Source organism: Streptomyces sp. NPDC001270 (genome assembly GCF_042896695.1).
In the GTDB taxonomy this organism is placed as follows: domain Bacteria; phylum Actinomycetota; class Actinomycetes; order Streptomycetales; family Streptomycetaceae; genus Streptomyces.
Genome location: NZ_JBIAXM010000015.1, coordinates 122546 through 134077, shown reverse-complemented (window position 1 = coordinate 134077; position 11532 = coordinate 122546). Strand labels below are relative to the sequence as shown.

Sequence of the window (11532 nt, the reverse complement as noted above, 5' to 3'; positions counted from 1 at the left end):
CGGGGGGGGGGGGCGGGGCCCCCCCCGCGGGGGGGGGCGGGCGGGCCGGGGGGGGCGCCCCCCCCGGGGGGGGGCCCCCCCCCCGGGGGGGGGGGGGGGGGTCCCCCCCCCCCCCCCCCCGACTGCTGTCGTCCCCGGGCGCTGCGCCCGGCCCGCCGTGCTCAGGTGCTGACCACCACCGTCTTGGCGGCCTTGTCGTGCAGGCCCTGCTTGTAGGGCTTGTCGAAGAAGCTCCAGCCGCCGCAGATCGCGGTCCAGATGCAGGCGCAGCAGAAGGCGAACGGGATCCACAGCACCAGCGAGCGGGCCAGCATGGCCGGTACGGACGGGGTGGAGCCGTCGGCCAGGTTGGCGACCCGCATGCCCAGCCACTTCTTACCGAGGGTCTGCCCGGTCCGGGCCATCAGAACGGTGTCGTAGGCGATGTAGAGCACGGCGGCGATCACCGACTGCGCGAAGGACTTGCCGACGTCGACCTTGTCGCTGTCCACCTGGTACTCGGACACCCCCAGGCCCCAGGTGAGCAGTCCGACGACGATGCCGACCAGGATCAGGTCGATGATGCGGGCGAGCGTGCGCTTGCCGCTGTCGGCGAGCGGGGGCATGCCGGCGAGCGGATCACCGGGCACACCGCCGGCACCGTAGGGGCCGCCACCGGCTCCGTAGGGCCCGCCACCGGCTCCGTAGGGGCCGCCACCGTAGGGCGGGAGGTGCCGGCCGCCGCCTGGCGGAGGCTGCTCACCGCCGTAGGGAGGGGGCTGCTGGCCGCCGTGGGGCGGAGGCTGCTGGTCGCCGGGCGGTGGCCGGTCGCCCTCGCCGCCCTGCGGCGGCTGTTCGCCTTCGGCGCCCTGCGGCGGGGGCTGCCGGTCCTGGCCGCCGTCCGGCGAGTCCGCCCGCTCGCCGGACGGGGGCCGCTTCCTGAACGGATCGTCTTCCGGTGGCTGCTGCCCGGCGCCGGGAGGCGGTTCACTGCTCATGGCCCGAGTGGACCGCGAACCGCCCGGATCCGCATCCGACGGGCGGCCGTACGGATTACGGAATCCGGTGGACCGGACGGCGGACCGCCGCCTCCCGCATCGGACGTAGGGCCCCCTCTCAGCCCGCCACGAAGGTGTGCGCCGCCTTGTCGTGCAGGCACTGGTGCCACGGGCGGTCGAACAGGCACCAGACGAAGCCGATGACGCCGATGCCCAGCAGCCCCGGGACGGTGGCGACCAGCCAGCGGCGCAGCGACACGGCGAAAGCGGGCGGCTCGTGGCCCTCGATGTCCCGCACCTGGAGGCCGCACAGCCGCTTGCCCAGGGTGCGGCCCCACTTGGCGGTCGGCAGCACCTCGTAGAGGACGCCGACGACGAGGAGGACCGCGAGGACGATGCCGAGGTACGCCCCCGTCGTGCCGTCCAGCAGCCAGACCGTGACGGTGTGGCCGGAGAGCCTGGCCGCGTCGACCTTCTCCTGGATGTGGTCGGCCGCCTTGGTGCCGAGCGGTACGGCGGCCACCGCGGTGACCGCGCCGACGGCCACGGTGTCGATCAGCCGGGCGGCCAGCCGCTTGCCGAGTCCGGCGGGCCGGGCCGCCGCCTGCTGCCGCGCCATCGCCTGGAAGGGGTCCTCCACGGGCGGCTTCCAGGGCGCCACGGGCTGCTCGTCCCCGGCGCCCGCGAGCTGCTGCACCTGCTGGGCCCAGGAGGACCGGCCGCCGCCCGGCCCGGTGGTCACCGGGGTGGACTGCGGCGGCAGGGGGGAAGCGGCGATCTGGGCGGCGGCGGGACGGCCCGCCGCCTGCGCCCCGGCGGCACGGTCCGCGGCGGCGTTCCCGGGCCCGAACCCGGGCCCGCCCGGACCGCCGGCGGGGCCCGATCCGCCCGCACCCGGTGTGCCGAACGGTCCGGCGGCGGAGCCACCGGACCCCTGGGCGGGGATTCCGGCCGCGGCGGCGCCTGCGGACCCGGCGGCTCCCGGCGCGTGGCCCGCGCCCGCTCCGAGCGGCCCCGGAGGCGGACCGAAGGCCGGACCCGCCGGACCCGCCGGAGCGCCTGCCTGGCCCGGTTCACCGGCGCGCGGGCGTACCGGGCGGAAGGTCATGGTGCCCTCGTCCGCGGGGCCGGAGCCCTGGCCGGGGGCGGGAGCGGCGGCCGGGCCGGGGATGGGGCGGCGGAAGACGAACGTCCCGTTCTCCGGGAGTTCACCGGAGTCCGCCGGGGAGATCGTCGCCGTGCCGTCAGTGCTGGTGGCCCGCCCGTCCGGCGGGGCGGACGGGGAGGTCCGGGCCGCCGGAAGGGGCAGGGACGACGGGTCCGCGGGCGTGCGCGGGTCGGCGCCGGGCGTGCGCGGGTCGGCGCCGGGCGTCCGCGGGTCGGCGCCCCAGGAGACCCGGTGGTCCCCTTCGCCGCCGAAACCCGTCTGCCGGGCCCGGTCGGCGCCCCACGCGGACGCCGGCTCCGGCCCGCCGGGCCCCGGCTGCGGGTCCTCGTCGAAGAAGTGCGGACCGGTCTCCTCGACCGCGGGCGCGGCCGGACGCGCCCCGGGCGGCGGGGCGAGCGGTTCGCCGTCCTGGGGGGCCGGCCGGCTGGTGCCCGGCACCCAGGTGGCCCCGTTCCAGTACCGGACGTAGCCGGGGATGGACGGGTCCGGGTAGTAGCCCTCGCGGGGCCAGTCGTCGCCGGGTGCCGGAGTGGGGGCGCTCATGTCCGTCGTCCCGTATCTGCTCGGGGGTGGGTTGGGGACCTCCACATCTATCAGACCCGGTGGCCCGGCACCGCCAGTCCTGCCGGACCCGCCCCTTTCCGGGCAACCCCGCGCACCGGCTTCACGACCGCGGAAAAAAGTTCTCCGGACCCGCGTAATGCCCTGACCCCGGCCCGCTCTCCACTCGTACGGGGCCGCTCGCCCGTCCCGTACACCTGCCCGAGAGAGGAAGCGCACCTCATGCACTACACCGTGGTGGAACGCGAACTGGAGCTGAAGCTCGTCCTGTCGCCGGAGCACAGCGTGGCGGTCCCGGCGTGCCTCGCCTACAGCACCGAGGACCCGTACGCCGTCCACATCGCCTTCCACATCAACTCCGACCAGCCCGTCAACTGGACGTTCGCCCGTGAACTGCTGGTGGAGGGGGTGTTCCGGCCCTGCGGGCAGGGGGACGTGCGGGTGTGGCCGGCCAAGGCGGAGGGCCGCAGCGTCGTCCTCATGGCGCTCAGCTCGCCCGACGGCGAGGCCCTGCTGGAGGCGCCGGCCGCCCAGGTGTCCGCCTGGCTGGAGCGGACGCTGCGGTTGGTGCCGCCGGGGTCCGAGGGCGAGCAGCTGGGCATCGACCACGTGCTCGACCAGTTGCTCGCCCGGTGACCGCCCGCTCGGCGACACCGGGGACGGCGACACCGGGGACGGCGGCAGCGGCGGGGCGCAGCAGGGGGCGGAGGCGGCGGGGGTCAGAACAGCTTGCCCGGGTTGAGGATGCCCAGCGGGTCGAAGACCTGCTTGACGGCGCGCTGCATCTCCACGCCGACCGGGCCGATCTCCCGGGCCAGCCACTCCTTCTTCAGGACGCCGACGCCGTGCTCGCCGGTGATGGTGCCGCCCAGTTCCAGTCCCAGGGCCATGATCTCGTCGAAGGACTCGCGGGCCCGCTGCGACTCCTCGGGGTCCTGGGCGTCGAAGCAGACGGTGGGGTGGGTGTTGCCGTCACCGGCGTGCGCGCACACCCCGATGGTCAGCCGGTACTTCTCGCCGATCCGCTCGATGCCCGCCAGCAGCTCGGCCAGCCGGGAGCGGGGCACGCACACGTCGTCGATCATCGTCGTGCCCTTGACCGCCTCCAGCGCGGGCAGGGACAGCCTGCGTGCCTGGAGGAGCAGTTCGGACTCGGCGGCGTCGTCGGCGGGGACCACCTCGGTGGCACCGGCGGCCTCGCACACCGCGCCGACCGCGGCCAGGTCGGCGGCCGGATCGGGGGTGTCGAACGCGGCCAGCAGCAGCGCCTCCGTGGACTCGGGCAGACCCATGTGGGCGAGGTCGTTGACGGCCCTGACCGTCGTACGGTCCATGAGTTCCAGCAGGGACGGCAGATGGCCGCCCGCCATGATCCGGCACACCGCGTCGCAGGCGGCGGCCACGGAGGAGAACTCGGCCGCCAGCACCAGTTGCCGCGGCGGCTTGGGCTTGAGCGCGAGGACCGCCCGTACGACGACGCCGAGCGAGCCCTCGGAACCGACGAACAGGCGGGTCAGGTCGTACCCCGCCACCCCTTTCGCGGTCCGGCGGCCGGTGGACAGCAGCCGGCCGTCGGCGAGCACGACGTCCAGGCCGAGCACGTACTCGGCCGTCACCCCGTACTTCACGCAGCACAGGCCGCCGGAGGCGGTACCGATGTTGCCGCCGATGGTGCACGACTCCCAGCTGGAGGGGTCGGGCGGGTAGTACAGGCCGTGCTCCTCGACGGCGCGGGAGAGCGTGGCGTTGACGACGCCCGGTTCGACGACCGCGATGCGGTCGACCGGGCCGATCGCCAGGATGCGGTCCATCTTGGTGAGGGACAGCACGATGCAGCCGTCGGCGGCGTTGGCGCCGCCGGACAGGCCGGTGCGGGCGCCCTGCGGGACGACCGGGACGCGCAGCTCGGTGGCGGTGCGCATGACGTGCTGGACCTGTTCGACCGTACGCGGCAGGACAACCACGGCCGGGGTGCCGGCCGGGCAGAAACTCGCCATGTCGTTGGCGTACGAGGTCATGACATCGGGGTCGGTGACGACGGCCTCGGCCGGCAGACCGGTCCGGAGCCGGTCGGTCAGATCGGCCATCACTGCGTCGGGTGCGGCTTCGATTCGGCTCACGATCACAGCCTCGCACCCGGGGCCATCGGTGTGAACCCCGTCCGGGGCGCGCCTTCGGCTGCCGGGTTGTGGTCGTCGGATGAACGCACAGTAAGTCTTATGAAGAAAGAACAGTCCAGGCCGGGTACCTCCCTGGTGGCCACGGCGCCGCGGCGCCGCGCCCGTGTGCTGCGGCGGGTGCTGGGCACGCTGGCGTCGGCCGGTGTCGCGGGCGCCGCCGGGTGGGTCGGGGTGCTGATGCTGCTGCCGCCCCCGCAGCCGCCGCCGGTCCGGCGGCCCGTGCCGGCCCCGGGGCCGCGGCCGGTCACGGCGGTGACCGCCGGGATGCCGGTCGCGCTGCCCGAGCTGACGAAGCTGATCGGGGAACGGGAGAGGTATCTGCGGACGCATCCGCAGGACGCGCGGGCCTGGGCCGTGCTGGGGACGGCCTATGTGGAGCGCGGGCGGCGCACCGCGGACGCCGCGAGTTTCCCGAAGGCCCACGAGGCGTTGCAGACCTCGCTGCGGGAGCGGCCGATGGGGAACGCCGACGCGCTGGACGGGCTGGCGGCGCTGGCCAACGCGCGCCGGGACTTCGACGAGGCCAGGTGGCAGGGCGAGCAGGCGCTGGAGGTCTCCCCGAATCGCTGGACGACGTACGCACTGCTGATCGACGCCTACACCGGGCTCGGCGACTACAAGGCGGCGCGCGACGCGCTGGAGAAGCTGATGGAGCTGCACACCCCGCCCGCCGCGCACCCGGCGGTGATGGCGCGGGCCGCCGCCGTCTACCGCGACCGGGGCTGGCGCGAGGACGCGGCGGCGCAGCTGGCGGACGCCGCGGCCACCGCGGGCACCGCCGCCGAGCGGGCCGCCTACCTGGAGCGGGGCGGGCAGCTGGCGTGGGAGCGCGGGGACCGGGAGGACGCGCTGCGGCACTTCGAGGCGGCCGTCCGCCTGGACCCGGACCAGCGGGCCGCGCTCGCCGGGAAGGGGCGCGCGCTGGCCGCGCTGGGCCGTACGACGGAGGCGCTGAACGCCTATGCGCACGCGCTGGCGGGGCAGCCGTCCCCGCAGTACGCCCTGGAACTGGGCGAGCTGTACGCGTCGCTGGGCCGGGCGCAGGAGGCGCGCACCCAGTTCGAGCTGCTGCGGCAGCGGGTGCAGCGGGACACCGCGGGCGGGGTCGACGACGAACTGGTCGTCGGGCAGTACGAGGCGGATCACGGGGATCCGCAGGAGGCGGTGCGGCGGCTGCGCGACGAGTGGGAGCGGCAGCCGGGGATCGAGGTCGCGGACGCGCTGGGGTGGGCACTGTACCGGGCCGGGGACCCGCAGGAGGGTGTGGAGTACGCCGAGAAGGCGACCGACAAGGCGAAGGGCGGCGAGGTGCGCAGCGCGCTGTACGTCTTCCACCGCGGCATGATCGAACGCGATCTGGGCGAGTACGGAGGCGCCCGCCGCCACCTCAAGGAGGCGCTCCAGATCAACCCGTACTTCTCCCCGACCCGGGTGGCGGAGGCGAAGGCGGCGCTGGGCGCCCTTGGCGAACCGCCCGAGGGCACGGCCCCGGCCTGGTGAGCGCCGGGCAGCGGTCGGCCCGGCCTCGCACGACGGGGTTTGCGGGGGCTCGTCCAACGGGCCTGCGGGGCTTGGGCGGCGGTCGTGTGCGGCGCTCTCACACGGCTGCCGTGCCGATGAGGGCGTAGCGGGTGACCAGGACGGCCAGGGCCTGTTCGGTCAGGTGCTCGGTGCCCGCACGACGGCGCGGCAGAATCATGTAGCGGGTCTCGGGAGTGGTCACCGCTCATCGGTCCGGTCCTCCTCCAGACAGCTCTCCCACAGGCCGGGCACGACGTGGTGGTCGCCCTCGCCCCACAGGTCACGGGCGCGGAAGCGGACCACGTAGACCTGTTCGACGGGCGCGTCCACGCGGCCGTGCGCGCGGACGTCGGCGAGCGGGGCGGGGCCCTCCGGTTCGACCACGACGCCGCTTGCCGCCGGCGTACCGCAGCAGGCGGGTGTGGTGCGGCCGGTCGTGGGGGGAAGGTGCGCGCCGGGGTGCCCGGCGGGAACCGGTCAGTCATCGCCGGCCTCCAGTTCGCCGGGCCCGAGGATCCCCCTGCGCTCCAGCAGCGCGCAGATCGCCCGGAACCAGCGCTCGTAGCAGGAGGCGGCCAGGTGGCCATACGGCCCGGTTGGACGGGACCGGCGGATGCGCGGAGTGCTCGGCAAAGTGCGCGGTGGTCCGCCTGTCCGCTGGGCAATACGCTGACCGTTAAGGCCGTACCGACAGTTCTTGTACACCTGATGACCACGGCGGGAGACCGAATGGCGATCGATCGTCTGGACGGGCGGATCATCGTGCTGCTGGCGCGGGAGCCGCGGATCGGTGTGCTGGAGATGTCCCGTCGGCTGGGGGTCGCCCGGGGGACCGTGCAGGCGCGGCTGGACCGGCTCCAGTCGAACGGGGTCATCCGCGGCTTCGGCCCGCAGGTCGATCCGGCGGCCCTCGGCTACCCCGTCACCGCCTTCGCCACGCTGGAGATCCGGCAGGGGCAGGGACCGGACGTCCGCGCACACCTGGCGACCGTGCCGGAGGTTCTGGAGCTGCACACCACCACCGGGACCGGGGACATGCTGTGCCGGCTGGTGGCCCGCTCGAACGCCGATCTTCAGCGGGTGATCGACCGGGTGGTCGGCTTCGACGGCATCGTCCGGGCCGCCACCGCGATCGTCATGGAGAATCCCGTTCCGCTGCGGATCATCCCGCTGGTGGAGCAGGCGTCACAGGACCGGGAAGGCGGTCGGCCGGCCTAGGGACGTACCAACCGTACGGAGCCGGGGCGGACACCCGTCACCGCGCCCGGCAGTGGAACGCTCAGCAGCTCGGGACCGAGGAGTTCCCCTTCTCCAGCGCCACCAGGGAGTCCACCGCTCCCTTGAGCGTGCTGACGGGGACCAGCCTGAGGCCCTTCGGCAGTTCCGCCTTGGCGTCGCTGCACTCGGCCTTCGGCACCAGGAACACCGTCGCCCCGTCCCGCCGGGCCGCCTGGGTCTTCAGGGCCACGCCGCCCACCGCGCCGACGGTGCCGTCGTCGTCGATCGTGCCCGTGCCGGCGATGGTACGGCCGCCGGTGAGGTCGCCGCCGCTGCCGTTGCCGTCGAGCTTGTCCACGATCCCGAGGGAGAACAGCAGACCGGCGCTGGGGCCGCCGACGTCCGCGAGTTTCAGCGTGACCTTGACGTTCTTGTCGGTCACGTCGAGGTACCGGAGCGCGGCCCGGGTGGCGGCGTCCTGGGACTGCTGCATCTGCTCTGCGTTGTGCTGCTCGATCTCCTTGACGCTGCCCCCGCTCGGATACACGGAGTCGCGCGGCATGACCGCCCGGTCCGTGCGGAACCAGCTGTCGACGACGTCGCCGAGCGAGACGTCCGTGTCCGGGGAGGTCGCCTCGATGGTCGTCATCCGCAGCTGGCCGGTCGTCCGCCGGGTCGGCGTGCCGGAGACCGTGATCACCTGGGTGCCCCGGTTCTCGCCGAGGACGTTCGCGGTCAACCCCGGCTGCGCCACCGCGAAGGGCAGCGGCGCGAGCACCGCGGTGGCGATCAGTGCCACGACGGGCAGGGCGCAGACGGCGACGGCCTGGAGGCGCGTGAGACGAGAGAGCACGAGGTCAATCTAACGCGACAACCACACAGGGCCGCCGCCCGGCCGATCAAGCCGTCGTCCACGACGCCGGGACGTCGTACGGAGCCGAGTCGACGCACGACGCGAGGACACCGTACGGGGGCAGGCCGACGCATGGAGCCGGGCCGGCGCATGGAGCCGGGCCGGCGCGCGGAGCCGGGCCGGCGTACGGACCCAGGCCCGCGCACGGAGCGAGAACGACGCACGGAGCCGGGCCGGCGTACGGCGCGGGCGTCGCTCGGCGGGCTCAGCGCAGTGCCTCCGCGACCTCCCGGGCCGCGTCCACGACCCGGGTGCCCACCCGCTCCGGGACGGAGTCCGACAGCATCACCACCCCGACGCTGCCCTCCACCCCGGTCACCCCGATCAGCGGCGCCGCCGCCCCGCAGGCCCCGGCCTCCAACTCGCCGTGTGTCAGCGTGTAACCGGGTTCCGCGGGCGGTATCTGCCGGGCCGAGAGGATCGCCCGGCCCGCGGCCCCCCGGTCCAACGGGTGCCGGAACCCCGCCCGGTACGCCACGTGGTACTCCGTCCACGTCGGCTCCACCACCGCGACCGCCAGCGCGTCCGCGCCGTCCACCAGCGTCAGATGCGCCGTCGCCCCGACGTCCTCGGCCAGCGACCGCAGCGCGGGCAGCGCGGCCTCCCGTACCAGCGGATGCACCTGCCGCCCCAGGCGCAGCACACCCAGCCCGACCCGGGCCCGGCCGCCCAGGTCGCGCCGGACCAGCGCATGCTGTTCGAGCGTGGCGAGCAACCGGTACACCACGGTCCGGTTCACCCCCAGCCGGTGGGACAGCTCGGTGACGGTCAGCCCTTGGTCGGTGTCGGCCAGCAATGTGAGGACGCGCAGTCCTCGGTCGAGCGTCTGGGAGGTCTCCGCGGTCACGACGCCCACTCCTTTGGTGGTGAGGTCGGTGGCCCCTGCTGGAGGACGCGTGCCGAGTCCCGTCAGCGACGCGCTTCAGTGGCCGCCGATCGGCAGGACGGCTCGGCGGCTCCGAGCCCAGTCGCTTCACGACTGCGCTCCGCGGCGGCACTGCCACGGGGCGTGTGCGTAGCCGGACAGTAGCGAAGCGGGTTCGCTGAGCGGAAGCCTCCGTCCAGAATCCGGGCAGCAGTTGATCCGGACTGCCCGCCTTCGTCCTGATACGCCGCGTGCCCGAACGGGCAACTCGTCACCGCATCCGGGTCGCCCACTCCTGCACTTTGGCGATCCGCTGCCGCAACTGACCGGCCGTCGCCTCGGCGCTCGGCGGCCCGCCGCAGACCCGCCGCAGCTCGGTGTGGATCACCCCGTGCGGCTTGCCGCTCTGATGGACGTACGCGCCGACCATCGTGTTGAGCTGCTTGCGCAGCTCCATCATCTCCTTGTGGCTGACCACCGGGCGCCGCTCGGCGGGCAGTTCGAGCAGGTCGGCCTCGGTGTCCGGCTTCTTGCGGCTGTGCGCGATCTGCCGGGCCTGCCGCTTCTGCAACAGCATCTGCACCTGGTCGGGCTCCAACAGCCCGGGGATGCCCAGGTAGTCCTGCTCCTCCTCGCTGCCCGGGTGGGCCTGCATGCCGAACTCGGCCCCGTCGTAGAGGACTCGGTCGAAGACGGCGTCGGACTCCAGCGCCTCGAAGGGCAGCGTGTCCTGCTCGCCGGTGTCCTCGTCCTGTTCCTGGTTCGCCTCCGCCATCTCCTTCTCGGATTCGGCGTACGGGTCCTCCTCGCCCTCTTTCTTCGGCTTGTCGAGGGCGTGGTCGCGCTCCACCTCCATCTCATTGGCGAAGGTGAGCAGGTCGGGAATGGTCGGCAGGAAGACGGAGGCGGTCTCGCCGCGCCGCCGGGAGCGCACGAACCGGCCGACGGCCTGGGCGAAGAACAGCGGTGTGGAGATGGTCGTGGCGTAGACGCCGACCGCGAGCCGGGGCACGTCGACGCCCTCGGAGACCATGCGGACGGCGACCATCCAGCGGTCGGTGCTCTCGCTGAACTCGTCGATCCTCTTCGAGGCGCCCACGTCGTCGGAGAGGACGACGGTCGCCCGGCTGCCGGTGATCTCCCGGATGAGCTTGGCGTAGGCGCGCGCCGAGTCCTGGTCGGAGGCGATGACGAGCGCCCCGGCGTCCGGGACGGACTTGCGGACCTCGGTCAGCCGCTGGTCGGCGGCGCGCAGCACGCTCGGCATCCAGTCGCCGCGCGGGTCGAGCGCGGTACGCCAGGCCTGGCTGACGGCGTCCTTGGTCATGGGCTCGCCGAGCCGGGCGGCGACCTCGTCTCCGGCCTTCGTACGCCAGCGCATGTTGCCGCTGTAGGAGAGGAAGATGACGGGTCGCACCACCCCGTCCGAGAGCGCGGATCCGTAGCCGTACGTGTAGTCGGCGGCGGAGCGGCGAATTCCGTCCTGCCCCTCCTCGTACGCCACGAAGGGGATGGGGTTGGTGTCGGAGCGGAACGGGGTACCGGTGAGCGCCAGTCGCCGCGTGGCGGGTTCGAATGCCTCCAGGCATGCCTCGCCCCAGGACTTGGAGTCACCGGCGTGGTGGATCTCGTCCAGGATGACGAGCGTCTTGCGCTGCTCGACGCGGTTGCGGTGCAGCATGGGGCGGACGCCGACACCGGCGTAGGTGACGGCGACTCCGTCGTAGTCCTTGCCGAGCGGGCCCGCGCTGTACTCGGGGTCGAGCTTGATCCCGACCCGCGCGGCCGCCTCAGCCCACTGCTTCTTCAGGTGCTCGGTCGGCGCGACCACGGTCACCTGCTGGACGACGTGGTGGTGCAGCAGCCAGGACGCCAGGGTCAGCGCGAAGGTCGTCTTGCCGGCGCCGGGGGTGGCGACGGCGAGGAAGTCACGCGGTTGCTCCTGGACGTACCTCTCCAGCGCCCCCTGCTGCCAGGCACGCAGCTTGCCGGCGGTGCCCCAGGGCGCGCGGCCGGGGAAGGCGGGTGACAGGTGGTGCGAGTGCGACGCGCTGGAACTGGCGGCGGTGGTAGTCACGGTCTCCGTGGAGGGTGGGTGCGGGTCGGTGCGATGGGCCCCGCCCGGCGCG

General features: G+C 74.0%; 12 protein-coding genes. 3 read left to right on the top strand and 9 right to left on the bottom strand.

What is annotated here, in order from left to right:
* Positions 1–161: 161 nt before the first annotated feature.
* Together ACFY2B_RS25175 and ACFY2B_RS25170 are read right to left on the bottom strand one after the other, a co-directional pair.
* On the bottom strand, positions 162–977 hold the full coding sequence (locus tag ACFY2B_RS25175) for an RDD family protein (RefSeq protein ID WP_390765334.1): 816 nt from the start codon (positions 975–977) through the stop codon (positions 162–164).
* Positions 978–1095: 118 nt separating this feature from the next.
* Positions 1096–2688 (bottom strand): RDD family protein, encoded by a 1593-nt coding sequence (locus ACFY2B_RS25170; protein WP_390765333.1) that lies wholly within the window; start codon positions 2686–2688, stop codon positions 1096–1098.
* A 240-nt stretch (positions 2689–2928) separates the two neighbouring features.
* On the opposite strand from ACFY2B_RS25170, the gene ACFY2B_RS25165 reads away from it, so the two are divergent.
* Positions 2929–3342 (top strand): SsgA family sporulation/cell division regulator, encoded by a 414-nt coding sequence (locus ACFY2B_RS25165; protein WP_390765332.1) that lies wholly within the window; start codon positions 2929–2931, stop codon positions 3340–3342.
* Between the two features lie 83 nt (positions 3343–3425).
* Here the strand turns inward: ACFY2B_RS25165 and ACFY2B_RS25160 are convergent, their stop codons facing one another.
* The gene (locus ACFY2B_RS25160; RefSeq protein ID WP_390765331.1) at positions 3426–4832 is read right to left on the bottom strand and encodes an FAD-binding oxidoreductase; all 1407 of its coding nucleotides are present in this window, start codon (positions 4830–4832) and stop codon (positions 3426–3428) included.
* Between the two features lie 93 nt (positions 4833–4925).
* Between ACFY2B_RS25160 and ACFY2B_RS25155 the strand changes: the two genes are divergently transcribed.
* Positions 4926–6386 (top strand): tetratricopeptide repeat protein, encoded by a 1461-nt coding sequence (locus ACFY2B_RS25155; RefSeq protein ID WP_390765330.1) that lies wholly within the window; start codon positions 4926–4928, stop codon positions 6384–6386.
* A 97-nt stretch (positions 6387–6483) separates the two neighbouring features.
* On the opposite strand, the gene ACFY2B_RS25150 is transcribed toward ACFY2B_RS25155, so the two are convergent.
* The 3 genes from ACFY2B_RS25150 to ACFY2B_RS25140 all read right to left on the bottom strand — a co-directional run bounded on the left by ACFY2B_RS25150 (position 6484) and on the right by ACFY2B_RS25140 (position 7040).
* Positions 6484–6609, bottom strand: a complete 126-nt coding sequence (locus tag ACFY2B_RS25150; protein WP_390765329.1) for a nitrile hydratase subunit alpha — start codon at positions 6607–6609, stop codon at positions 6484–6486.
* On the bottom strand, positions 6606–6791 hold the full coding sequence (locus ACFY2B_RS25145; protein WP_390765328.1) for an SH3-like domain-containing protein: 186 nt from the start codon (positions 6789–6791) through the stop codon (positions 6606–6608). Before ACFY2B_RS25145 ends, ACFY2B_RS25150 begins: the two co-directional genes overlap by 4 nt.
* A 93-nt stretch (positions 6792–6884) precedes the next feature.
* On the bottom strand, positions 6885–7040 hold the full coding sequence (locus tag ACFY2B_RS25140) for a hypothetical protein (protein WP_390765327.1): 156 nt from the start codon (positions 7038–7040) through the stop codon (positions 6885–6887).
* 96 nt (positions 7041–7136) lie between these two features.
* On the opposite strand from ACFY2B_RS25140, the gene ACFY2B_RS25135 reads away from it, so the two are divergent.
* Positions 7137–7625 carry an Lrp/AsnC family transcriptional regulator gene (locus ACFY2B_RS25135; RefSeq protein WP_390765326.1) on the top strand — a complete coding sequence of 163 codons (489 nt, stop codon included), beginning with the start codon at positions 7137–7139 and terminating at the stop codon, positions 7623–7625.
* Between the two features lie 61 nt (positions 7626–7686).
* Here ACFY2B_RS25135 and ACFY2B_RS25130 read toward each other — a convergent pair whose 3' ends face one another.
* From ACFY2B_RS25130 to ACFY2B_RS25120, 3 genes are all read right to left on the bottom strand, one after another.
* Positions 7687–8478, bottom strand: a complete 792-nt coding sequence (locus ACFY2B_RS25130; RefSeq protein ID WP_390765325.1) for a S16 family serine protease — start codon at positions 8476–8478, stop codon at positions 7687–7689.
* A gap of 265 nt (positions 8479–8743) precedes the next feature.
* On the bottom strand, positions 8744–9385 hold the full coding sequence (locus tag ACFY2B_RS25125; RefSeq protein ID WP_390765324.1) for an IclR family transcriptional regulator: 642 nt from the start codon (positions 9383–9385) through the stop codon (positions 8744–8746).
* Between the two features lie 289 nt (positions 9386–9674).
* A complete protein-coding gene (locus ACFY2B_RS25120) occupies positions 9675–11480 on the bottom strand; it encodes a DEAD/DEAH box helicase (RefSeq protein WP_390765323.1) in 1806 nt (601 codons plus the stop codon).
* Positions 11481–11532 lie beyond the last annotated feature (52 nt).

Coding starts and splice junctions, on each gene's coding strand:
- ACFY2B_RS25175 (WP_390765334.1), bottom strand. CDS start 977: ATGAGCAGTGAACCGCCTCCCGGCGCCGGGCAGCAGCCACCGGAAGAC.
- ACFY2B_RS25170 (WP_390765333.1), bottom strand. CDS start 2,688: ATGAGCGCCCCCACTCCGGCACCCGGCGACGACTGGCCCCGCGAGGGC.
- ACFY2B_RS25165 (WP_390765332.1), top strand. CDS start 2,929: ATGCACTACACCGTGGTGGAACGCGAACTGGAGCTGAAGCTCGTCCTG.
- ACFY2B_RS25155 (WP_390765330.1), top strand. CDS start 4,926: ATGAAGAAAGAACAGTCCAGGCCGGGTACCTCCCTGGTGGCCACGGCG.
- ACFY2B_RS25135 (WP_390765326.1), top strand. CDS start 7,137: ATGGCGATCGATCGTCTGGACGGGCGGATCATCGTGCTGCTGGCGCGG.